Below are 22767 nucleotides of genomic sequence, written 5' to 3' on the forward strand. Positions count from 1 at the left end.
ATGGTTCGGAATAAGACGAGCCAGCATTTTTTTTAAATAACACAAAGGTGATTGGAACGGAAGGCGCGAGACTCCTGCGGGAAAAGCGTGGCATAGGAGACCCCGCAGGCGCGCCGAGGAGGCTCCCGCCCGCCCGCGGAAAGCGAGTGCATGAAGTTGAAATCAACGTTCCCATTTTACAAACCCACGAAAAAGCTGTCGGCAAACAATTATTATCTAGTTTTGTAAACAAAAGGGCTCTATCTAATTAAAACAAAGGTGATTGCAACGGAAGGTACGAGACTCCTGCGGGAAAAGCGCGTCAAGGGAGAGCCCGCAGGCGCGCCGAGGAGGCTCCCGCCCGCCCGCGGAAGTCGAGTGTATGAAGTTGAAAAAAATCATTACACATACCCTCTTTCAGGGATCCGAAATTAGATCAATGTTACCCTTTTTGCATTTCAGGATGGGGTAGGACCCGCAACGGGAATTGCACCCAAAGGTAGAAAAGGTCTATTTTTCAAATGTTCCTTTAACGACAGCATGGCCATCTTTGACCATCATCTGCCCCATCGCGATAACACTATTTATTTCTAAAGTTCGTTGATTCATCATGATGATATCCGCGTCCTTACCTACCGAAAGCTTTCCCTTTGCAGAAAGCTTTAAAATGTTTGCCGGGTTTTCCGTCACAACTCGTAGGGCATCGGCAATTGTCACTCCATCCTCGAGCACCGCATCGACAACACATTCATATAAGGACATGCATGTACCAATGTTCAAACCACGCAGGTTGCCGCTTCCATCGAAGTCAGGCAGGCTGGCTTGCCCATCTGAAGTTATGGTGATCTGTCCGATTTCAACGCCTTCTTCTAGAGCCATTTTAATTGCTGTACTTGCTTTGACCTCTCCTTCTTCGAGGAATTTCTGGATTGTACTTGTCGTAAAATCTATATACCCCCCCTTTTTTGCATATTCCACCCCTGCATTGAATAAATGCGGATTTCGGTTTATATGTGTAGGGTAGAACTGAGTGATCGGAATTTCCGTTGTTTCGACAACTTCTTCAATTACATGCAAATGATCTAGACTGTCGCCGACATGTATGTTTACTATACCGCTTTTCCCTGATAACAGACCTCCATTACGTGCCTGCGAGGCCAGCTTAGCGAGTTCGGCTGCAGTCGGCTGCGAAGAACGGTGATCGGCAATGGCTATTTCGCCAACACCAATAATTTTATCCACAAGAATCAAATCATCCTCGATCTTACCGGTTAACGTCTTGACTGGAACTTGATACGAACCAGTCTGAACGAAGCAGCTAATTCCTTCTTCTTCAAGCGCTTTCGCTTTAGCGAGAAGTGCAGGCATCGTCCTTGTCGTTCCATCTGTGCCGATGACCCCTACCAATGTCGTTATACCCGCTAAAGTGGCATCTGTTAATTGGATTTCAGGTGTCCTCGTTTTAAAGCCCCCTTCCCCGCCTCCGCCGATAATATGTACGTGAGCATCTATAAAACCCGGAGCCACAATTTGACCACTCGCATCAATCACTATCATTTCAACGAAATTGGCAGGTACATCAATCTTGTCCTCAATGAAGCCAATTTGCTTTCCAACCAAGAGGATATCTTTTTGGCCCATATATTCCGGACCATAAAGCTCCCCATTTTTAATAAGTGTGAGCATTGTTCGTTCCCCCTTAAAAAATTGAAATTTTCAAATAGGTTTCAAAATCTTTCACTCGGGTAAATATACAACATGACCCGCTAACAATTACATAAAAAAGTCCAAAACATACTTGTTCATTTTTAAACGTTGTAGCTGAATTGACATCTTGATTATGCTTTTCCAAAAGTATAAAAACAAAAGGAGTAAACGACATGAATAAAGTGATTTCTTCTGACATTCAAACAAATAAAAGATTATCCATGCGACAAATCATGAACCTATATCAAGTTACAAAAGAATTTAAAGGAAATATATATTTTATCTGCAACCATAAATTGGTCGATGCCAAGAAACTTTCGACTTTCGTATCCTTTGTGCTCATTCTTCAAGAGTGTGCAACCATGAAAGTCATACTTGAAGGCGAGAATGTACACGCCATGCTTGAAAAAGTACAGGCTATTTGTAAAGAAAATGATGAAAGTGCATTTCGTTTCCAATCGAACCAAACCGTAAATATTTAAATGATTCCAACTACTTTTTGAAGAGGGTGTATTTATATGAGAACCATTTTAATGGTGATAGGCGCAATCGTCGTAATCGGCATAATAGCAAATCTCATTTTTTAAGAATGATGAAAGACTGTCAATGATTGACAGTCTTTTTTTGTTGATTTGATTCAGAAAGGCTTGATCATGCTCCCGTACCTGGGAATCACCACGGAACCTCCCAGTCCCTCCATTTATTCAAGCCTTCCCGTATTTCATTTCCTTTGTCAATCCAATATTGTCTCCTCTTCTCCTCTTCTTCCTTCTCCTGTTGCTCAGCTATAAGTGCCTGTTGTTCTGCTATAAGCGGACCGATATCTTGAGCTTTAAAAGATTGAGCAGCTTGATTCTGTAAGGCTTTCGACATTATTTTTTGAAAGATGAGTGCACTTCCCTGACTGCTGTGTGTCGTTAGATAATGTTTTGCGTCCGTCTTATCATATCCCGCCCAAACAGCACCGACCAGCGAAGGTGAATAACCGATGAACCATTGATCTTTAACCCCTGATACTCCTTCGATGGGAACTTGTGTAGATCCTGTTTTACCTGCTATTTCATAACCGGAAACAGCCGCGTTTTTCGCTGTGCCATATTCCACTGTTCCAAGCAGCATGGCATTCATTTTGTCGACGGCGCCTACAGAGGTCACTTTGGTGCTTTTCTCTTTCCAGGCGGCAACCTCTTTTCCATCGGCATTTTCTATCCTTACAATGGCGTGGGTTTCCATCCGTTCCCCTTCGTTGGCGAAAGCGGAAAAGGCTCCTGCCATCTGCAGCGGGGACACACCTTTTTTCATCCCTCCTAAAGCGATAGACAGGTTTCGATCATCCTTGTCATATGGAATCCCAAACCGCTTAAGTGAATCAAGCCCCCTATCGATGCCAATCTCATTCAATAGCCAAACCGTCGGTACATTCAAGGAATTCATCACCGCTTCATACATGGGGACTTCTCCTTTATATTGACCACTCAGGTTTGTTGGCTCATATTCACCGAAGCTCATTTTTTCATCCTTTAAAGGGTCAGTGATATCATATCCCTCTTCAACAGCCGGCGTGTAAACGACAAGCGGTTTAATGGATGAACCAGGAGACCTTGTCAGTTGGGTTGCCCGGTTATATCCCATGAATTGGTGTTCACCTCTCCCGCCGACAAGTGCTTTTATGCCGCCCGTTTCAGGATCAAGAAGGACAGACCCGCTTTGAACCAGTTCCTCTGTACTCGTTCCAACCGGAAAATTGGCTGGATTCTCATACACGGTTTCTGTAGCCTGCTGCATGGACTGGTCCAGGGTCGTGTAAATTTTATACCCCTTTGAAAGCAGCTCCTCAAGCTTAATTCCATATTTACTCGATGCTTCCGATAAAACATGATCGACATAATAAGGATACTTACCTCTTAATGGATCGGTTTCCTTCTCCCCCATAAGAAGTGTCACCGAATCTTTTTTTGCGGCCGCTTCTTCATCTTTCGTCAAATAACCATGTTCCGCCATTCGCGAAAGAACCAAATCACGCCGCTTCACTGCACCGTCCAAATTCTTGTATGGATCAAGTTTGGATGGCAAGTTAATGACTCCCGCAAGCAAAGCTCCCTCGGCAACGGTCAATTCAGAGACCTCTTTGGAAAAATAAATATTTGCAGCCTTTTTGATTCCCCATGCCCCATGGCCAAAATAAACTTGATTCAAATACATTTCCAGGATTTCATCTTTTGTATATTGATTTTCAACTTCCTGGGCTAGAAAAAACTCTTCTATCTTTCTCTTCAGTGTTCGATCTGATTCCAGCATCGTGATTTTCACAAGCTGCTGGGTGAGCGTGCTCCCGCCTTCAACAACACTTCCAGCCTTCGCATTTTTAACCAAAGCCCGCATGATCCCTTGATAATCTATGCCGTGATGTTCATAAAAACGGTGATCCTCAATGGAAACCACCGCTTGTTTCATATGTTCCGGTATTTCATCTATCGCAACGCCCTCGGATTTATTTGCCGTGATCGTACTGGCTAGATTCCCATCCAGATCATAGATCCCTGTCGGTTGCTGAAGACTATTTTCAAGATGACTTATATCAGCACCCTGCTTGAAATACAATAGTGAACCGGCGCCTAAAACCGCAATCGCCAATATTATAATTAGACCTAATTTCACTAACCCTCTCATTTGTACCCCCATTTTTCCATCTGCGACATGTTTCATTAAAAATATTTTACCCTTTTTGTTAAAGAAAACTCGTCGATTGAATAAAAGGCGCTCTTTTCTTGTAGCACTTTACACGTGAATCGGCATCCTTACAGATGATAACCCTTCATCGTCTGAGCATGCCAATTAACTGAAGGACCATTTTCATCCTACCATTTTAACTATGCTCGTATCTATCCTTTACCCGTAAAAGGCAATCTATATACCGATTAAAGGCGTGAAGCCATTTAAAAGCGGGTATAACGCTATTAAGTTCTTATAAAGGGGAGAGATGATAGTAATGAAAGACTTAAAACATATTGTCGTCGCTTTTGATGGAAATGAAGAAAGTAAACGGGCCGTCGAATATGGAGCAACATTGAAAAAGGCCTTTCCAAAAGCTGAGTTGACCGTAGTTCATGTCCTAAATGATAAGGTTGAACAGCGTATCATCGGTAACGCCTCCGCGCCGGGGTTCGTGCCCTCTGCCGGATTTTATGTGGATCCAGTCCAGACACATCCTGTTGTTGAAGTTGACCAGCCAAGAAATCAAAAGGTAAATGACACCCCTTCACCCCTCGAGAATAGTATTCAGAACGCAGAAAGTAATACGTTGAGATTATTAAGTGAATGTCAAGTGACGGGAAAATTCGAACTATTGGAAGGATATGCGCCAGATAGCGTATGTGACTTTGCAGCGAGAACTTCAGCTGATCTTATCGTTGTCGGCAATAGCGATAAAAGCGGTTTGGAAAAATTCTTCCTTGGCAGTACAAGTAGTTCCATTGCGAAAAACGCACCATGTTCGGTATTCATTGCAAAATGAAGAATGAGCGGGTTTTTCCCTATTGGTTCGAGTCATACATTCTCCGAAAAAGGCCGGATTCATATAGAATCCGGCCTTTTTGTTAATAGGATTTTTTCAGTATTACATTCGGAGCAGCCGAAAGACACCGGGTTGCTAATTGTTGCCCAAACCACATCCTGCATCAGTGCTGACTATCAGGTTCAAAATGCCTGAATCAGAACCGTTCACTCTCAGTCTTTAGGCTCCCCTTGTGGAAGTATTTAATTTTCGATCAACGGTTAGAATATACTATTAGTTTCTTTAAATGAGAATTAAAGAAACTGTACATGTCATCGAATTCACATTTTACCATCATGTAAATATCATTTCGTTTATCCAACATCTTTACAGACTTTCAATACACCTGCTGAAAACCAAGTTAGATGGCTAAATATGACAATTTTTCTGTAGACTCACTAAGGTTTGATTTGGTATCTTTATTAAGCCTAATTTACATTGGGGAGGGAATGGACATGGATAAACATTCGATATCAGCTGAAAAAGGCGCCTACATAAGCATAGCCGCTTATATATTCTTGTCTGCTCTTAAATTGTCATTTGGTTATTTCGGTGATTCTAAAGGGCTTTGGGCTGATGGTTTAAATAATACGACCGACATCATCGCTTCCATAGCCGTTTTGATTGGTTTGAAAATTTCAAAGAGACCTCCTGATGATAATCATTCATATGGTCATTTACGGGCGGAAACCGTAGCGTCATTGGTAGCTGCCTTCATCATGATCACAGTGGGCCTTCAGGTTGTATTCAGTGCCATTGAATCCTTCTTTCACCAAGATTCAACAACCGTTCCCAGTATGCTGACCGGTTATGTCGCTCTATTCTCTGCAATCTTCATGTACGGAATCTACCGTTATAACCTTACATTAAGTAAAAAAATCAACAGCTCTTCCATCTATGCCGTTGCTCAGGATAATCGTTCCGATGCCCTTGTCAGTGTTGGTGCTTTCATTGGAATCATCGGTACTAAGGTGGGAATCCCTTGGCTGGATGCGATAGCTGCAGCAGTCGTTGGGGTCATCATATGCAAAACGGCCTGGGATATCTTTCGTGATGCTTCCATCTCTTTAACCGATGGTTTCGACGAGCAGCTCCTGCAAAAGATCGGACAAACCATTATATTGACAGAGGGTGTTAAAGACATGAGTGAAATTAAAGCCCGGATGCACGGAAGTGAAATCCTGCTCGAAACTACCGTTCATGTCAACCCTCTTTTGACCGTCATTCAAGGTCATGATATTACAGTTAGAATCGAAGAAAATCTTTTGAAGGAATATAATATCCAGCATGTGATCGTACACATCGAACCATATGCATTTCATAAAAAAGGTAACCGTCATTAACTTTACGGATACCTTTTTTTGTTATTTATTCCTGTAATTACTGTAATAAAACTGTGTCAAAAAAAGGTATTTATTGATTGATTGCCGAATATTTATCCAATTGACACATGTTAAAAGAACAGTAATCTGTTATCATGAAAACAAGTTGTAATTATTTTGATATTTTGTAATTTTATTCAAATAAAGCACTTTCTGGGTCAAAAGTAAATTCATTTTCCTACAGTATGGAGGGCAAAATGGTATCTAATCGAGAAATGACCATTCACTTTTTATCTTCTCAAAAAAACAGTATCATTTCCAAATGGAAAGATGAGTTGCTGCATTTACCGGACGGATATCTGGGGTATTTTAAAGGAGAAGTGGAAAATATTTTTAATTTGCTAATGGATCAGGTTGGAAAATCGGATACTGACATAGACGATGTACTGAAGGTCGTAGGGGAAAAAATTGCGGCTGATCGCGTTACTAAGCAATTGGATATGGAAAATTTCTTTTCCACTGCAACCATCGGGAGATCCGTCATCATAGAGCACATTTTGAATTCCGGAGCACACAAAGAAGAAATATCGGCTCTAATAAAACGGGTAAACGTTTACTTCGATAAACTCATTCATTTTGCATTATCCCATTATACCGAATTGAAAACGATGGAACTTGAAGAACGCTATCAATTCATAAGCCCAAACCATAAAGACCGTTTGACGCTCCTTGGCCAAATGACCTCGAGCTTTGTCCATGAATTCAGAAATCCACTGACTTCCATCATGGGATTCATACAATTATTACAGGCAGAACAACCTGAGATAAAGTACCTTGATATCATTTCAAAGGAATTGGATCAGCTCAATTACCGGATCACGCAATTTCTTAATATTTCCAAAAAGGAGACTTCAACAACACAACCTGATCTATTTTCCATTGCTCAGCTTGTGAATGAGGTGATCGAATTTTTATATCCCAGCATTTTGGAAGTTAATGCTTCCATTACATGCAATATTGCCGAGGATGCCGTAATTTCGGGTTCTAAAGAAGAATTCCGTCAGGTTTTACTAAATATTATATTAAATGCTCTTGATGTGGTTGCAGGGATGCCTTCCCCATCCATTTACATTTCAGGCTCTGAATCGCCACCCGGCATTCTTACTTTAAATATATCGAATAATGGGCCGAAGATACCTGACGACGTCCTGCCGAATATTTTTGAGCCATTCATCACCACAAAAAAAAGAGGAACGGGATTGGGATTATTCGTCTGTAAAGAAATCGTTTTAAAGCATCAAGGAACATTATCCTGTCACTCTACCGATTTCCTAACGACCTTTTCCATACAATTAAAAACTAAATAATGGATAAATATCCTTTTTTCCTTAGGCTTTTAGTGTGAAATTTTTGACTGATTGACGTCCAGTTACTTATACTAATAGGAAGGTTCCACTACTGATCGAGGTGAATGATCCTATAGATTGAAAATAAAAACCAGATTTCATACAAGATAGCGAATTATTTTTCCATCTAACATTTTATATACTAATATCATTTCATTCATTATTGGTTTTGGGAGGTGACTGGGATAATTAAATCGTTCGGCACATCTGACGATTCAATAAAGTCCCACACTAATTGGACATATTAAGTTTTTTATTTGTCATTATTTTAATTGCTTTAACAGCCTTTTTTGTAGCTTCGGAATTTTCGATCATAAGGGTTCGCAGCTCCAGGATCGATCAACTGATTGAAGAAGGAAACAAAAAAGCCATTGCGGCAAAGAAGGTTACATCCGATCTTGATGAATACCTATCCGCGACACAGCTAGGAATTACCGTTACTGCCCTTGGACTGGGGTGGCTAGGACAACCGACCGTCCTTAAATTGGTTGGGCCCTTATTCAATGCCTTGAATATCCCACAAGAAGTTACAAGCATTCTGACATTTGTCATTTCATTTTCCCTGATTACGTTCCTGAATGTGGTTGTAGGTGAATTGGCTCCAAAGACGGTTGCCATCCAAAAGGCTGAGCAAGTGACCTTGGCAATTGCCGGCCCGCTGATTTTTTTCCATAAGATAGCCTTTCCCTTCATCTGGGCCTTGAATCATTCTTCCCGATTCGTTGTCGGATTATTTGGCTTTAAGCCAGCATCCGAAAGCGAAATAGCCCATACGGAAGAAGAATTGCGTTTCATCCTGTCAGATAGCTATAAAAGCGGGGAGATTAATCAGTCGGAATTTAAATATGTAAATAACATCTTTGAATTCGATGATCGAGTTGCCAAGGAAATCATGGTTCCACGGACAGAAATCATGACCATATCCAAGGATGAAACGGTACAGGAATTCGTCGATGTGGCCAAATTGGAAAAATACACCCGATATCCTGTTGTCGAAGGTGATAAAGACCATGTCATCGGCCTAGTGAACTTAAAGGAAGTTTTTTCGGATCTTATCAAGAACCGGGAAATCCATATCAAAGCGATTGAAAATTACGCTCGTCCGATCATTCGGGTAATGGAAAATATACCAATTCACGATTTGCTGTTAAAAATGCAAAAAGAACGCATTCATATGGCTATTTTGATGGATGAATACGGCGGAACTTCCGGACTTGTCACAGTCGAGGATATCCTCGAGGAAATCGTTGGGGAAATCCGTGATGAATTCGATATCGATGAAGTTGCCTCAATCAGGAAAATTAAAGAAGGACATTATATTTTAGACTCTAAACTTCTTGTAAAGGAAGTGAATGATCTACTTGGCATTCACTTGGAAGAAGATGATGTCGATACGATAGGAGGATGGGTCCTTACGGAAAACTATGATGTGAAGGTAGGGGACATCATGGAAAAAGACGGATTCTGCTTTAAAGTGATTGAAATGGAAGATCACGCCATCCGCTCCATCGAAGTCACAAAAAAGGTCGTACATCTTCCTCTTGAAGAGGATCTTACCCAAGGTTAATGATCAAAAACAGCCACGTAAAAGGTTATTTTACGTGGCTGTTTTTTACGATTTGTTCATTTATCGGGAAACCGTCCCATTTTTTTGACCGTTACGATTGGAGGTGTGCTCTTTTTTTTCCATAAGATATACAGCATGATGAGGGTAAAGGAAAAACCAGCAGCCGGTGTAAGATAAGGTTCTGTTATTTCCCGGATTTGCTGCCAATTCTCGCCGAGAATCCTTCCTAAGGTCAGGAACAATATGGTCCAAGGTATGACAGCCGCAACCGTATAAAATATAAACTTCCATACGGACATCCTCGCAATTCCGGCAGGGATGGAAATGGCATGGCGAACAACCGGAATGAATCGAGCCGTAAAAACCACGCCCACACCATACCGCTTAAACCACTCTTCAGCATGTACAATATGATTTTCTTTAATTAGAATATATTTTCCATATTTCAAGAGAAAGGGCCTTCCTCCGTAATACCCCGCCCAATAGAGAAATAATTGTGCCATCGTCCCGCCTGCCACACCGGCAAGAACAGCTCCCCAAAAATTCATTTTCCCCAGGCCGACCACATAACCACCGTATCCAAGAACAAGCTCACTCGGGATGATTTCAACCATCAGCCCCAATAAAATCCCCATATAGCCCATTTCCGCAAACCAATTCAATATCGTCATAATAAGCTGTGATATCATGCTATCGGACTCCCCTTACCGCTAATTTCAAATTGTTTGTCCTTCTATCCTATTCAGCTCATAACGTTCTATTCGATTTTTCATATCCAGTTTCACAATGCACCACATTCAGGATTGCACAAAAAAAGACCAGCTGTTATGTACTCCGGTCTGTTTACATCAATATTCTTTTAGCTCCCCTTTTTGGGAAATTTGAGAAAAAACAGCGGTAGTGAGTAAGGATGAATCATTTTGTGAAACATTAGTGAAAATCTCCTGCCGTGATTTCGTTTTTTCAATATGAATCCCGAGATCTTTATACTTGTTGATTATTTGATTATTCATGCTTACCCTCCTTTTCTGCTGTACCGTTATCCTTTAACTTCCCATTTAACGAAGTAATAAAACCTGTTTAAACGATTCGATCCAAAAAACAATCAATTGACATGAATGGTTTGCAGTTGGTGTTCATGTACTTCGTCTTTTTCAACATGGACCTGGACCTTATAGGTTCCCGCTTCTTCGAAAGATACCTTATTTAGATATGTTCCATTCCCATCTTCTTCAGCTTTGGTGAAATGACTCTCTTCGCTGCCTTCCTTCCACACCTCGAAATTCACATCTGCATTTGTCAGTGGCTTCCCATTCAATTCAACCGTCGCTTCAAAGTTCGAACTGTTTCCTGCCTTTACAGGGTTACTTTGAAACCCGATAGATACATCCGTACTAGGATGAACCGATGCACCTTCACTTTCATGTCCTGGAACGACAACTTCTTTTTCAGGCATTACATGAAGGCCTTTAGCCGTTACATGGGACACTACAATATATTTGCCTTGTTCCTCAAAAGTATGCATCACTTGATACATGCCACTTCCAGTATTCTTAGCTTCAAGCATTTCCCGTTTATCCTGTCCGGACTTTCTCACTTCAAACAGCACCTCATCAGCTTCATTCACCAATTGGCTTCCCTGTTTCACTGTCGTTTCAAGAATGACTTCTTTTCCAGGCTCCACTTTCCCTTTAATGACAATTGATGCATCCATCGATTCTGGAACAGCACTGTTAACTTCCTTATCCTCTGGCATTTCAGACTCTTGACACCCTGCCAACATAACTAACAACGCAGTACACATATAAAGTTTTTTCATATGAACTTCCCTTTACTATTTATTAGACTAAAACTCTGTCCTCTTCATATTGCCCATCCTTTCCTTTTTCCAGATTTTTATACATAATTTTAAATCAAATAGTTCGCATTACGGTGACTGAAGTCAGCATGGCTACCGCGATGATCGTTAAAAATGAATATAAAAAGATTGAAGTCCCCACAACGCTCAATCCGCAAAGCAGTACACACCCATCAATGAAAAAAATCAGCAGACCTACATTGAGTCCACTTTTCCTGGAAAGGATCTGTGCCAACATATCGGTTCCGCCTGTAGAGGTCCCATACCGAAGCATTAAACCGATGCCAAGTCCAATCAACCCTCCCCCGATTATCGCACTTACATAAATGGGAAGGTTCCATCCTGTGACAGCGTCGGAAAAAATATCGATGCATAAAGAGGAAAAAAGCAAGCCATGCAAGCTGTTCAGGAATAATTTTTTTTCAAAGTACCAAGCATATATATATAATGGAATGCTGCTCAAAATCACACCCAGTCCTGTCGGAAGTCCTATATAGTAATGAAAAATCAGCCCAATCCCTATCATGCCGCCATCCAATAAATGATAAGGTATCAGAAAAAAATTGATTCCCACACCTACAAGCATGCTGCCGGCAATGATCGCTGCCATCCGTTCCATGATTTTCATGGCTGCCACCCCCTTTAATTCTTGCATTTAAAACTTGTCTTGGTTTCTATAGAATATGTTTGTACCATCAAAAAAATAATGAAACGGACCAATTTTTTTATGAAACGGCCATCAGTTTTCTGAATATTCTATAATATGTTACAATAAAGTAGAGAAAACAGTCAAAAACAGCTAATTATTAGCTCAAACTGATCCTTTACAAGCAATTTTCCGGATTTAAGGTGCCGTAAGCTGTTTGACTGAATGATTAACTCTTTCTATAATGAAAGTATTTAAATTAATTAGATTGAGGTGATTTGATGGGGCATTAAAGAATGTTCGTTTTGACGGACGGGCGCTGCTTTGCGTAACGGATATGTGCATCCTTTTGGAAAATGGCTGCACTCCTTCAGACAGAAATTCTTCTATTTCCCGTCTACGCATCGCTAATCGGCATATACTATTATTCTCTTCATCACTAAAAGAAATGGGAGTTCAAACGGCTGCACAACTATGGCCACGCCTTTTTGAAGCAATCCCGAAAATATTCAGCACGGCAAAAAAAATATACTTGTATATTTTAAAAATGTAGGAGGTGTACTCCTTATTCGTCTCGAAGGCGAGTTAAGGGAGACTATTTGGACATAATAAACTTGGTTCTTATTGCCATTTTAATTGCTTTAACAGCATTTTTTGTAGCTACGGAGTTTGCGATTGTTAAAGTGAGAAGCACGAGGGTCGATCAATTAATTGAAGAAGGAACGAGGAATGCCATTTCAGCAAAGAAGGTCATCTCCAACCTGGATGAATACCTCTCAACTTGTCAGCTCGGAATTACCGTTACAGCTCTAGGGCTAGGATTCCTTGGAGAACCGACAGTTGAAAACATTTTGCACCCACTCTTGAATCAATTGAATCTTCCAAATTCAGCTTCACATGCACTCTCGGTTGCAATTGCCTTTTCTTTCATTACGTTCATACATGTCGTTGTTGGAGAATTGGCACCGAAAACATTGGCGATTCAAAAAGCGGAGCAAGTAACATTATTGGTTTCGAAACCTTTAATTGCCTTTAACAAAGTCATGTATCCATTCATCTGGGTACTGAATGGCTCTGCAAGGACGCTTACAAGAATGCTAGGATTAAAAGCGGTTTCCGAACATGATTTGGCTCATACAGAAGAAGAGCTTCGAATCATTGTTTCCGAAAGCTACAAAAGTGGCGAAATTAACCAATCAGAGTTTAAATATGTGAATAAGATTTTTGAATTCGATGATCGGATCGCAAAAGAAATCATGGTTCCACGTACAGAAATTGCAACGGTATCCAAAGATGATACAATCCAGCAGTTTTTCACCGTAATGGCGGAAGAGAATTTTACGCGATATCCTGTCATTGACGGTGATAAGGATCATGTTATCGGAATGGTCAATATCAAAGAGCTATTCACTGAAATGATAGACAGAAACAATCAGGCAGCGTCAACGATCGACCGATATGTTCGTCCGATCATCCGTGTCATTGACAGTATCCCGATTCACGATTTACTTTTAAAAATGCAAAAGGAACGGATCCACATGGCCATCCTCATGGATGAATACGGCGGTACGTCAGGTTTGGTTACCGTTGAAGATATCCTTGAAGAAATCGTTGGCGATATCCGCGATGAGTTCGATCTGGATGAAGTTCCCGATGTCCGCAAATTAAAAGAAGATCACTACATCATCGATGCCAAGGTATTAGTCAGTGAAGTGAATGATTTACTTGGATTGGATATCAATGATGAAGATATTGATACGATGGGCGGATGGATCCTTACCGAGGATTATGAGGCCAAACAAGGTGATATCCTGACTTATGGTCCCTATAACTTCAGGATAAAGGAAATGGAAGATCACCATATTCGTTATATTGAAATATATAAACAAGCAAAAGTCGTAAGCGAAGTGAAAGAATTCCCGATCATATCACAAACCGAAATCGTTTCATGATAATAACCCCCGTTCCTAAAACAATAGGAGCGGGGGTTATTTTTTTCAACTGGTACATGAAATAAAATAAATACATATTATATAAAACCTGCTTCATTTAACATTGGATGATTACATGAAGTATAGTTCTACCTTTATTGTTTCATACTGTTAAAAAAGCGATACTTTTTGAAGGAGTGAAGAATCATGAAACTCATAACCATTTGCCAGCACTGCAAAGGGAAAGGGAAAACCCGTTATCTTCAATTCTTTTCCCGGGACTGTAATCATTGCAACGGTCAAGGTAAAGCGGTAAAAGATATGTCAAATTTAAGAAATCAGGCCAAAAACATCTAATAATCTTTCATATTTTGAAGTTGGTTTTAATGACACCTGCCCTCTTTAACGTATCATAAACAATCAGTATCGAAGGTCCAAGGAAAAGCCCAAGGAAACCAAGCATCTTAAACCCTAAATAAAGACTGACCAACGATGCCAAGGGGCTTAATCCCATATTTGCTGAATAGATTTTTGGTTCGATGGTCCTTCTTATGATGGTAATGACCAGGAATAGGATGATAAGGCCAATACCAAGATGATGATTTCCTTGAGCCCAAACGATCGCTGCCCATGGAACCAGCACAGATCCCGTCCCCAAGATAGGAAGAATGTCCACAACCACTATTAACAGTGCCAATGGAATCATATACTTCACATTTAACAACCAAAGTCCTCCATAAGCCATGATGAACGTTATTAAACTCAACAGGATTTGTGCCTTTATGAAGCCTACGGCTGCCATACTTAAATCTTGATAAACTAGCGAAATCTTTTGATAGGTGGATGTCTTTAAATAAAGGACTGCCTTTTTTCTTAATTTAGGCAATTCAAGACTGATTAAGAATAAAGCGATTAAGTAAATTAAAAAGTCAATGAAAAATCCCGGAATGAGTGTAACGAACTGAACCATATCCTGAACAAAGCCCTCTGCGAACCCCTCCAGAGCCATGACTCCCTTTTCCATCGTCTGTTCCACCGATTGGATGAGATTTGGCGGCAAAGTTTGGGAATACCGTTCCCATTGCCTAATGACTGGCAATATAGCCGTCAAATACACTTCACGTATGAAACCGGGAAATTCTTCCGAATAGACAATGACCTTCTTGATTAATACCGAAAAAGAAAAATAAGTGATGCTCATAAGCCCGCCTACATATAAAACAAATGAAATCAATACGGCCCAAAAACGATGCAACTTTGCCGTATCACCAATCATGCGGACCAATCCATCCAAAAGAATGGCGGTGAGCAACGCTAAAATCAACGCCCATGAATAGGGAATGACGATTAATATGACTAAAAGGAGAATCCCCCTCCAAAACCAGCGAAAAAAGACGGCGACATTCACTGAACAAACCCTCCTTGCACTTTCCTGTTCTCCTTATATTTATGAAACGGGGTCACATATATTTCGCTTATACGTTTTATTTTCTCAATAAGGGGAAAAAGAGATACAAAGAGATGGAGGGATTGACATTGGATAATAAAGATAAAGAAAAGTATATTGTGGAGCGTAATGATAAATCCAAGGCCTTCAAGAAAAATCAGGAAAAACAGCTGGAACGTGATCAAGTGGTCATGCCCATTGATGATTTACCAATTGATGAAATTAAATATGAACAGCAAGAAGAACGAAATAAAAAAGAAACAAAGCACCGCTCCACCAGCGAGAAGTTTTAAACAAAAACCAGCCACTTTTTAGAGGCTGGTTTTTGTTTGCAGGATATACTGCATTCAGCGCGTTTTTTACTTTTACCAATTTCGTCGGCACTTATGGACCATTTCAAAGAAAAATATATTCTTCCCATCATATATTACAAGCAGTAGACTAAAAGGGGTCCGGAAAACATATCTATCTTTAATTGATGTACCGGCAGCACCTTCAACTCCTCAGGTATGGTTTCTAACTAAATGTTATAACAAAATTGATTCGGGTGCTCGAGACTCCTGCGGGGAAAGCACGTCCAAGGGAGACCCCGTACGTGCAAGCCGAGGAGGCTCACCGGACCGCCCGCGGAAAGCGATTGCCTGGAACGGAAATAAACGCCCAAATGGACAAACCACAAAAAAACTGCAGGCAAACATGAATTCTCGAATTTGTCTCTAGGCTGAAATATATTCCATCATGATTAAGGTTCTTCTTGTGATTGTGCAGATGCTTCCCCTTTGTTGTTTGAGATTTGGGAAGACTGAGCTTTCCCTCAATTCATTCATTGCCAGAATTTTACCTTCCCCCGCTTTGCTTCCAAAAATAAACATTGACTGAAATAAATGATTCTTTACAATAGACTTTTAAGAATTAAAGAATATAATGGACTGGTCGACCATTATAAAGGAGAATCATATGACGAACCCTACTCAATTATTTCATCAATATTTACAAGTATCGAGATCATTAGTCAGCAAAATGAATGAACAAATTACAGCCCTTGAAATTTACCATAATCAGTGGACAATCCTGAATTACTTAAAGAACTGTGGCTATTCCACAATCCCCGATATTTGCAGTTACCTGGATGTAGACAGTGTGATCATCACACGTTCGGTCAACAGCATGGAACAGAATAATATGATTAAACAAGTTCCTGGTAAAGATGAACAGGAAAAACGAATCGAACTGACCCCCCGGGGCAAAGAGGTACATACAAAATGTCTTAAGATTGCAGAAAAAATCGAAGGAAAGGCCTTGGAAGGCATTACTGAAGAAGAACAGGAAGTATTTTTCCAGACGGTCCTTAAAATCCTCAATAATATAAGAAACTAAAATGGGTAGCTTGTATCATTGTAGAATAAGTGTGAAGCAAGGAATTTCCTTACTTTCACACCAAGCTATAGCCATGCCTTTTTTAAAAGCCGGATTCCAGCTTCGATTTCCCTTTCGGTTAAACCACCGTACCCAATCAAAATAGTCGGATCTTTCACTTTCTTTGAATGATAAACCGATGTTGGGTGGACTTTAACCCCCACACTGGCAGCCCTTTGGATGAGCTCTGCCTCACTGCTGCCGTTTTTTACGTTTAAAAGAACGTGCAACCCTGACTTTTCACCGATTATGGCTACACGATCATGGAAGCTCTCTTCCATTGCGTTCAGCAGCACCTTATTCTTTTTACGATAAATCGTTCTCATTTTATTCAGATGGCGTTCCCAATGTCCATTTTTCATAAAAAGACAGAGCGTTTCCTGAATCAGTCTGGAAACGGTCTGTTTATATCCGATTAACTTCTGCTGAAATCGGCAAGACAACTCCATGGGTAACACCATAAATCCCACCCTGATCGATGGGATGAACGACTTTGAAAACGTGCCTAGGTAGACGACCCTTCCATTTGTGTCCAATCCCTGCAACGACGGAATCGGTTTGCCTGCATGTCGGAATTCCCCGTCATAATCATCCTCAATGATATACCCTTTTTTTTCCACCGCCCAATTCAATAATTCCACCCGCCTAGTTATCGGCATGATCATACCGGAAGGAAATTGATGGGAAGGTGTGACATAGGCTACATCCGCTGTACTCTCTTTCAAGTAGTCCACACTCATTCCACTTTCATCCAAAGGTATGAATTCCGTAACCGCCCCCTCCAGCCTCAGTACCTCCCTTACCCGATGAAAGCCAGGGTCTTCTAACCCAAATACCCGCTCATTTCCAAGTAGTAACCGCAGAAGATGGATGAAATACTGGGTACCTGCCCCAATGATGATTTGATCAGCCCCGCAGCGAACTCCTCTTGATTGGAATAGATAGGATGAAATCTCAGCCCTAAGCCCCCATTCACCTTGCGGATCACCGCTCAAGAACATTTCCCTTTCCTGTAGATACAACGTATTGTTCAAGCATTTTTTCCATACGGCATGCGGGAAAGAATCCACGTCCACCCGGCCATGATTGTAATCTATCTCATTTCTTTCATTCAGAGGGTCCATCATCCCTTCTGTTACAGGCAACGGCTCATTCAAAGCTGAAATCGGTTCTAAATCGGCTACGTAATAACCTTTCCTTAATTGACTTTCCACATATCCTTCTGCCATCAACTGCTGATAAGCCGTATCAACTGTATTCAGGCCTATCCCTAAATGCAAGGCCAGTTTTCGTTTAGAAGGCAGTTTCATTCCGGCCTTTATTTGTCCATTCTGGATTTCCTTTATAAAGTATTTATACAATTGCACATATAAAGCCTCTTTGTTCGTTTTATCTAGGGTTAGAGTGATTTCAAACATTTGGTCCTCCTTCAAACTGGTTCCATAAATTATATCAGCATTGGTCCTTATTGCAGAACCAGAATATTTTTATAATGAAGATATCAATCAAGAGGAGGAAACTATGGAGCATTTCGAATTATACGGTAAACACGTGATACTCACCCCGATGATGGAACATCATATCGAACCGCTTTACGCCGCTTCCCTGCCATCTGAAATATGGGAATGGAGTGCAACAAAGATTTTGTCATATGAAGAGGCGATCTCCTATGTAAAGGAAGGCATTCGAGCAAGGGAACAGGAACTTCATCATCCATTTGTCGTTATCGATCGGACAGATGATTCGGTAGTTGGCAGCACGAGCTTAAGGAATATTCACTTTCATAATCAATCGCTGGAAATCGGCGCGACTTGGTATCATCCCGACAAATGGCGAACAGCCATTAACACTGAATGTAAGTACTTGTTATTGCAGCATGCTTTTGAAAAGTGGCAAATGAAACGGGTTGAATTCAGGACGGACGAATGCAACAAAAGATCACGTTCCGCAATAACCAGGCTCGGCGCCCTTGAAGAAGGGATTTTGAGGATGGAGAAAAAGCTGCAAGATGGGAGGATCAGGAATACGGTGGTCTATAGTATTCTCGAGCATGAATGGCCTAGTGTGAAAAGGAATTTGGAAGCTTTTTTAGAAAGGTGAAAATGTGAAAAAAGAGTGCCGTTGTTTTGCACTCTTTTCTCTTAGTGCTATTTTTCATGTGAGTCTTTACGAATTTTCGATAAAGAATCCTTTTGCCTTTTCGTTGATCGAATGAATATGAAAACGCCAATCGCAAATAAAAACGGCATTAGTAAAGCAAAAAGAAGATAAATCATATCACCAAAGAACAAGTTCATTACCCCCTAAGCAATGATTTTGTCTGTAAGCTTTTCCATCAGACTTGGAAGATCCCTGCTTAGTCCAAGCTTTGTGACAAGCGAATCATATCCTGGCACTGAATCCCATTTTCATAAATGGCCTCGAAATAGTTTCTATTAAAAAAATCCCTATCGACCCCGGTTATTCTAAAACCGCATTTTTGGTAAAGGGCAAGCTGCCCTATCCCCGAATTCCCCGTTCCGATTTCAATCATTTTATATCCCTGTTCCCTTGCATGGCCTATCGCATGTTCAATTAATTGCCTGCCGATTCCTCTTCCATGGTACTGTTCATCGACCGCGATGTTCATTATCTCTATCAGTTCCGGGCCTTTTTGCAGTAAAACACAAACGCCGATCATCCGGTTATCACCCACGGCAACAAAGCACGTTCCGCTTCCAAAATATTCCTCGACCAATTTCCTTGAAGGATCTGCCAAAAGCAATAAATGCATCGGGGGTGGCTCATCCAAGAATAATTCCCTTATCTCCATCAGCATCCAAACCCTCCTCAGTTTAATTCATCCACAAGCAGTTCAACCAATTCCGATGCAGGAAGTTCCCTGCTCAACTTATAACCCTGTCCTGCCCACAAAGCCATCAATTCAGGATTGTTCTTTTGTCCGGCTGCTTTTCGCATTTGTTTGGTCATGTGATGGACATAAGGATAGGCGACCGGTGCAACACTATCATATTCCGTTAAAAAGTGATTCACCAACCCGCGTGCCCTCCGGCCGCTGAAGGCTCGGGTAACAGCAGTCTTAGTAAATCGGGGATTCCCCAGCGCCGCCTTATGGACCGGACTTGCCCCGCTTTCGGGACAGCGAAGGAAAGCGGTACCCAATTGTGCCGCTGTTGCTCCCGCTTCAAGCACGGCCGCGATATCCTTTCCATGCATCAGTCCGCCCGCGGCAATGATCGGTAAGTCCAGCTCAGCCTTTATCATCCGAATCAATACTAAAAGGCCGTAATCATCTTCTGTGCGGTTATCAAAGCTGGCCCGGTGCCCCCCTGCTTCAAACCCCTGCACACATAGAACGTCCGCGCCTGCTCCCGCCGCCTTCTTCGCTTCCTGAAGGTTGGTTACTGTCACGGCTATAAGGGAACCGACATCTTGGAGCTCCCTTATTACATCTTCCGTTGGACATCCAAACGTAAAACTGACGACCGCGACCCCAGTATCCTTCAATACATGTAGTTTATTTCCCCAATCATCGTCATCACTATCGGCTTTTCCAATCTCAGCCCCGACGCTCTCGGCCTCTTTTTCGATCTTTTCACGATAGCCAGATAATATATTTTCATCCGCCGCCTCGTTGCCTGGCACAAATACATTCACGCCAAAAGAGCGTTCAGTCAACTGACGGGTCTGCCCTATCTCGTCCTTCATCTCTTCCGCATTCTTATAGCCAGCTGCGAGAAAGCCCAATCCTCCTGCATTGGATACTGAAGCCGCAAGCTTCGGAGTGGAAGCTCCTCCTGCCATCGGTGCCTGAATGATTGGGTATCTCATTAACTCTTTCAACATTCGATACAACTCCTCTTGATTTTTCTTCATGGCCTTATCATTTTTACGTTTTCTTGGTATAATGATTATCTGTAAGAGAAAAGTGTCTAAATGATCACCCTTTATATCTTGCAAATATAAAACATAGGTGGTAAATAAAAAATGGAAACAAAACCATATAGAGTATTACTTTATTATTTGTATGTACCTATCGAGAATCACGAAGAATTCGCAGCCGAGCATCTTGCGGCATGTAAAGCCCTTGAATTGAAAGGCCGTATCTTGGTGGCTTCAGAAGGTATCAACGGAACGGTTTCAGGTACGATTGAACAAACCGACAAATATATGGACATGATGAAAAGCGATCCCCGCTTTGCCGATATCGTGTTTAAAATAGATGAAGCTGAAGGCCATGCATTCAAAAAAATGCATGTTCGTCCACGCAATGAACTTGTAACGCTTCGCTTGGAAGACGACATCAACCCGAACCAGACGACAGGCAAATATTTGAGCCCGAAGGAGTTCTTCGAGCAAATGCAAGATGAAAACACCATCGTCCTTGATGCCAGAAATGACTATGAATTTGATTTAGGACATTTCAGGGGTGCAATCAAGCCAGAAATCACGAATTTCCGTGAACTTCCGGAATGGGTTCGGGAAAATAAAGAAATGTTCGAAGGCAAAAAAATCCTAACGTATTGCACTGGCGGTATACGCTGTGAGAAATTCTCCGGCTGGCTTGTCGAAGAAGGCTTTGAAGATGTAAGCCAGCTGCATGGCGGCATCGCAACATACGGGAAGGATCCCGAAGTCCAAGGTGAGCTATGGGATGGCCAAATGTATGTTTTCGATGAAAGGATTGCCGTACCTATCAATCAAAAGGAACATGTAATTGTCGGACGCGATATTTATTCCGGCGAACCTTGTGAACGCTATGTCAATTGCGCAAATCCTGAATGCAACAAGAAAATCCTTTGCAGCGAAGAGAACGAACACAAACATATGCGCAGCTGTACCCATGAATGCCGAGTGCATCCGCGTAATCGCTATGTAGTCGAGCATAACCTTTCTGAAGAAGAAGTGGCTGAGAGATTACAGCTAATCGAAGATTCCATTACGGCAAAATGATTTTAGCAAACCCGAATCAGTGGACATGATCCCTGTTCGGGTTTTTTTATGGATTCAATCAAATCTTATTTTTCTATATTAAACCTATGCTTTGGACTTCATTCCGCTGTAAGAATTAACTTTGATCTTTTAATGCCATCTGCTTTTACTGCAATATTACTTCCATTCTTACTTCTATATCACAATAGAAAAAACCTTCTTAATTCGTAAAAAGAATGGTTTCAGCTTTTAGATTTTAGCTGTCTGCAGTCCTACCTTCAATGAAAAGAGCGATTCCTCTTTAGAGGAATCGCTCTTCATTCATGTTATTTTGCCTCTGCACTTACAACAATCCCGCAAGCTTGTCTATCGCCTGCATCACCAGTTTTCAAAGTATCTGCATCCGGTCCTTTTTCTCCATTGGCTTCATAGCGATCAGGAATATTGGCAAAGTTGTCTGGGTTAGCATGAACGATTACAGCCAGCTCTTCTTTCTTCAGTTGGTCTATTGTCATGTTATCCAATGTTGCCGTATATTTTGCTGTCCCATCTTCTTTTACATATAAAGGGGGCATATCACCTGCGTGTTTAGAATGCGTTTCATCTGTTGGGTTGAAGTGTCCTCCCGCTGTAGTGAAAGGGCCATCCTTGGCATCCGCCTCACATGCTGCGTTCTCGTGAACATGGAATCCATGGTAGCCTGGCTCAAGACCTTCCAAAGCGGTCTCGATCACTACAGAATTCTCTTCAGCGGTAAAGTTCACCGTCCCAAGTGTTTTACCTTCTACATCTTTAACTTCCGCTTTCACCTGCGGATCAACCTCTGTATCTGTTCCTTGTCCCACTGTAGTCATGTCCTCAGCATTATTATCGGCCTCTTTTGAATCATCCGCTGAATTGCATCCATACAGTAAAAAGGCAGCACATATAGGCAGTATAAGCTTTTGTTTATAGTTCATGATAACTTCCCTCCACTCTCTTATATGTATCTTCCTCTTATTAC

The 22767-nt window shown here is 41.4% G+C and carries 22 protein-coding genes; 10 read left to right on the forward strand and 12 right to left on the reverse strand.

Translation table 11 applies throughout. From position 1 onward, the window contains the following. Positions 1-489 precede the first annotated feature (489 nt). Positions 490-1665, reverse strand: coding sequence for a beta-aspartyl-peptidase (gene iadA, locus AC1DIV_RS13635; RefSeq protein WP_340875087.1), 1176 nt, complete (start codon positions 1663-1665; stop codon positions 490-492). Between the two features lie 194 nt (positions 1666-1859). On the opposite strand from iadA, the gene AC1DIV_RS13640 reads away from it, so the two are divergent. Continuing rightward, positions 1860-2168: a hypothetical protein gene (locus AC1DIV_RS13640; protein ID WP_034314818.1), complete on the forward strand. Its 309-nt coding sequence runs from the start codon at positions 1860-1862 to the stop codon at positions 2166-2168. A gap of 190 nt (positions 2169-2358) precedes the next feature. Here the strand turns inward: AC1DIV_RS13640 and AC1DIV_RS13645 are convergent, their stop codons facing one another. After that, the gene (locus AC1DIV_RS13645; RefSeq protein ID WP_340875085.1) at positions 2359-4356 is read right to left on the reverse strand and encodes a transglycosylase domain-containing protein; all 1998 of its coding nucleotides are present in this window, start codon (positions 4354-4356) and stop codon (positions 2359-2361) included. A 319-nt stretch (positions 4357-4675) separates the two neighbouring features. On the opposite strand from AC1DIV_RS13645, the gene AC1DIV_RS13650 reads away from it, so the two are divergent. The 4 genes from AC1DIV_RS13650 (at position 4676) to AC1DIV_RS13665 (ending at position 9534) form a co-directional block, all read left to right on the forward strand. After that, positions 4676-5200, forward strand: coding sequence for a universal stress protein (locus tag AC1DIV_RS13650; RefSeq protein ID WP_340875082.1), 525 nt, complete (start codon positions 4676-4678; stop codon positions 5198-5200). 494 nt (positions 5201-5694) lie between these two features. Next, positions 5695-6582, forward strand: a complete 888-nt coding sequence (locus AC1DIV_RS13655) for a cation diffusion facilitator family transporter (RefSeq protein ID WP_340875080.1) — start codon at positions 5695-5697, stop codon at positions 6580-6582. Between the two features lie 236 nt (positions 6583-6818). Next, complete coding sequence (locus AC1DIV_RS13660) at positions 6819-7928, forward strand: sensor histidine kinase (RefSeq protein ID WP_034314825.1); 1110 nt, start codon at positions 6819-6821, stop codon at positions 7926-7928. Between the two features lie 274 nt (positions 7929-8202). Continuing rightward, positions 8203-9534, forward strand: coding sequence for a hemolysin family protein (locus tag AC1DIV_RS13665; protein ID WP_096339913.1), 1332 nt, complete (start codon positions 8203-8205; stop codon positions 9532-9534). A 56-nt stretch (positions 9535-9590) separates the two neighbouring features. Here AC1DIV_RS13665 and uptA read toward each other — a convergent pair whose 3' ends face one another. From uptA to AC1DIV_RS13685, 4 genes are all read right to left on the reverse strand, one after another. Further along, positions 9591-10220, reverse strand: a complete 630-nt coding sequence (gene uptA, locus AC1DIV_RS13670) for an undecaprenyl phosphate transporter UptA (protein ID WP_340878461.1) — start codon at positions 10218-10220, stop codon at positions 9591-9593. Between the two features lie 162 nt (positions 10221-10382). Continuing rightward, complete coding sequence (locus AC1DIV_RS13675; RefSeq protein WP_156319568.1) at positions 10383-10547, reverse strand: hypothetical protein; 165 nt, start codon at positions 10545-10547, stop codon at positions 10383-10385. A 92-nt stretch (positions 10548-10639) separates the two neighbouring features. Continuing rightward, positions 10640-11353: a FixH family protein gene (locus tag AC1DIV_RS13680; protein ID WP_053534025.1), complete on the reverse strand. Its 714-nt coding sequence runs from the start codon at positions 11351-11353 to the stop codon at positions 10640-10642. A gap of 94 nt (positions 11354-11447) precedes the next feature. Beyond that, positions 11448-12020, reverse strand: coding sequence for a YitT family protein (locus tag AC1DIV_RS13685; protein WP_048678063.1), 573 nt, complete (start codon positions 12018-12020; stop codon positions 11448-11450). Between the two features lie 617 nt (positions 12021-12637). On the opposite strand from AC1DIV_RS13685, the gene AC1DIV_RS13690 reads away from it, so the two are divergent. Further along, positions 12638-13990, forward strand: coding sequence for a hemolysin family protein (locus AC1DIV_RS13690; RefSeq protein ID WP_048678061.1), 1353 nt, complete (start codon positions 12638-12640; stop codon positions 13988-13990). A gap of 343 nt (positions 13991-14333) precedes the next feature. Here the strand turns inward: AC1DIV_RS13690 and ytvI are convergent, their stop codons facing one another. Continuing rightward, entirely contained in the window at positions 14334-15377 is a 1044-nt protein-coding gene (ytvI, locus tag AC1DIV_RS13695) for a sporulation integral membrane protein YtvI (RefSeq protein ID WP_340875070.1), read from the reverse strand. Between the two features lie 128 nt (positions 15378-15505). Here ytvI and AC1DIV_RS13700 point away from each other — a divergent pair, with 128 nt between their 5' ends. After that, positions 15506-15709, forward strand: a complete 204-nt coding sequence (locus AC1DIV_RS13700) for a hypothetical protein (RefSeq protein WP_340875066.1) — start codon at positions 15506-15508, stop codon at positions 15707-15709. A 664-nt stretch (positions 15710-16373) separates the two neighbouring features. Continuing rightward, a complete protein-coding gene (locus AC1DIV_RS13705) occupies positions 16374-16793 on the forward strand; it encodes a MarR family winged helix-turn-helix transcriptional regulator (RefSeq protein ID WP_034314851.1) in 420 nt (139 codons plus the stop codon). Between the two features lie 65 nt (positions 16794-16858). Here the strand turns inward: AC1DIV_RS13705 and pdxR are convergent, their stop codons facing one another. Beyond that, positions 16859-18250, reverse strand: a complete 1392-nt coding sequence (gene pdxR, locus AC1DIV_RS13710) for a MocR-like pyridoxine biosynthesis transcription factor PdxR (protein WP_340875064.1) — start codon at positions 18248-18250, stop codon at positions 16859-16861. A 103-nt stretch (positions 18251-18353) separates the two neighbouring features. Between pdxR and AC1DIV_RS13715 the strand changes: the two genes are divergently transcribed. Beyond that, positions 18354-18932 carry a GNAT family N-acetyltransferase gene (locus AC1DIV_RS13715; RefSeq protein WP_340875063.1) on the forward strand — a complete coding sequence of 193 codons (579 nt, stop codon included), beginning with the start codon at positions 18354-18356 and terminating at the stop codon, positions 18930-18932. Between the two features lie 47 nt (positions 18933-18979). Here the strand turns inward: AC1DIV_RS13715 and AC1DIV_RS13720 are convergent, their stop codons facing one another. The 3 genes from AC1DIV_RS13720 to AC1DIV_RS13730 form a co-directional block, all read right to left on the reverse strand. Continuing rightward, positions 18980-19123: a hypothetical protein gene (locus AC1DIV_RS13720; RefSeq protein ID WP_161922753.1), complete on the reverse strand. Its 144-nt coding sequence runs from the start codon at positions 19121-19123 to the stop codon at positions 18980-18982. A 65-nt stretch (positions 19124-19188) separates the two neighbouring features. Next, on the reverse strand, positions 19189-19644 hold the full coding sequence (locus tag AC1DIV_RS13725; RefSeq protein ID WP_340878460.1) for a GNAT family N-acetyltransferase: 456 nt from the start codon (positions 19642-19644) through the stop codon (positions 19189-19191). A gap of 17 nt (positions 19645-19661) precedes the next feature. Continuing rightward, entirely contained in the window at positions 19662-20708 is a 1047-nt protein-coding gene (locus AC1DIV_RS13730) for a nitronate monooxygenase (protein WP_340875060.1), read from the reverse strand. A gap of 111 nt (positions 20709-20819) precedes the next feature. On the opposite strand from AC1DIV_RS13730, the gene trhO reads away from it, so the two are divergent. Beyond that, on the forward strand, positions 20820-21785 hold the full coding sequence (gene trhO / locus AC1DIV_RS13735) for an oxygen-dependent tRNA uridine(34) hydroxylase TrhO (RefSeq protein ID WP_048678052.1): 966 nt from the start codon (positions 20820-20822) through the stop codon (positions 21783-21785). Between the two features lie 305 nt (positions 21786-22090). Here trhO and AC1DIV_RS13740 read toward each other — a convergent pair whose 3' ends face one another. Next, the gene (locus tag AC1DIV_RS13740) at positions 22091-22723 is read right to left on the reverse strand and encodes a superoxide dismutase family protein (RefSeq protein WP_323597882.1); all 633 of its coding nucleotides are present in this window, start codon (positions 22721-22723) and stop codon (positions 22091-22093) included. Positions 22724-22767: the final 44 nt, after the last annotated feature.

This window comes from Peribacillus sp. 05N428 (assembly GCF_056397085.1).

Excerpts from the sequence above, each read along its gene's own strand:
- iadA (WP_340875087.1), bottom strand. The coding sequence starts at position 1,665 with ATGCTCACACTTATTAAAAATGGGGAGCTTTATGGTCCGGAATATATG.
- AC1DIV_RS13640 (WP_034314818.1), top strand. The coding sequence starts at position 1,860 with ATGAATAAAGTGATTTCTTCTGACATTCAAACAAATAAAAGATTATCC.
- AC1DIV_RS13645 (WP_340875085.1), bottom strand. The coding sequence starts at position 4,356 with ATGAGAGGGTTAGTGAAATTAGGTCTAATTATAATATTGGCGATTGCG.
- AC1DIV_RS13650 (WP_340875082.1), top strand. The coding sequence starts at position 4,676 with ATGAAAGACTTAAAACATATTGTCGTCGCTTTTGATGGAAATGAAGAA.
- AC1DIV_RS13655 (WP_340875080.1), top strand. The coding sequence starts at position 5,695 with ATGGATAAACATTCGATATCAGCTGAAAAAGGCGCCTACATAAGCATA.
- AC1DIV_RS13660 (WP_034314825.1), top strand. The coding sequence starts at position 6,819 with ATGGTATCTAATCGAGAAATGACCATTCACTTTTTATCTTCTCAAAAA.
- AC1DIV_RS13675 (WP_156319568.1), bottom strand. The coding sequence starts at position 10,547 with ATGAATAATCAAATAATCAACAAGTATAAAGATCTCGGGATTCATATT.
- AC1DIV_RS13680 (WP_053534025.1), bottom strand. The coding sequence starts at position 11,353 with ATGAAAAAACTTTATATGTGTACTGCGTTGTTAGTTATGTTGGCAGGG.
- AC1DIV_RS13685 (WP_048678063.1), bottom strand. The coding sequence starts at position 12,020 with ATGAAAATCATGGAACGGATGGCAGCGATCATTGCCGGCAGCATGCTT.
- AC1DIV_RS13705 (WP_034314851.1), top strand. The coding sequence starts at position 16,374 with ATGACGAACCCTACTCAATTATTTCATCAATATTTACAAGTATCGAGA.
- pdxR (WP_340875064.1), bottom strand. The coding sequence starts at position 18,250 with ATGTTTGAAATCACTCTAACCCTAGATAAAACGAACAAAGAGGCTTTA.
- AC1DIV_RS13715 (WP_340875063.1), top strand. The coding sequence starts at position 18,354 with ATGGAGCATTTCGAATTATACGGTAAACACGTGATACTCACCCCGATG.
- AC1DIV_RS13725 (WP_340878460.1), bottom strand. The coding sequence starts at position 19,644 with ATGGAGATAAGGGAATTATTCTTGGATGAGCCACCCCCGATGCATTTA.
- AC1DIV_RS13730 (WP_340875060.1), bottom strand. The coding sequence starts at position 20,708 with ATGAAGAAAAATCAAGAGGAGTTGTATCGAATGTTGAAAGAGTTAATG.
- trhO (WP_048678052.1), top strand. The coding sequence starts at position 20,820 with ATGGAAACAAAACCATATAGAGTATTACTTTATTATTTGTATGTACCT.
- AC1DIV_RS13740 (WP_323597882.1), bottom strand. The coding sequence starts at position 22,723 with ATGAACTATAAACAAAAGCTTATACTGCCTATATGTGCTGCCTTTTTA.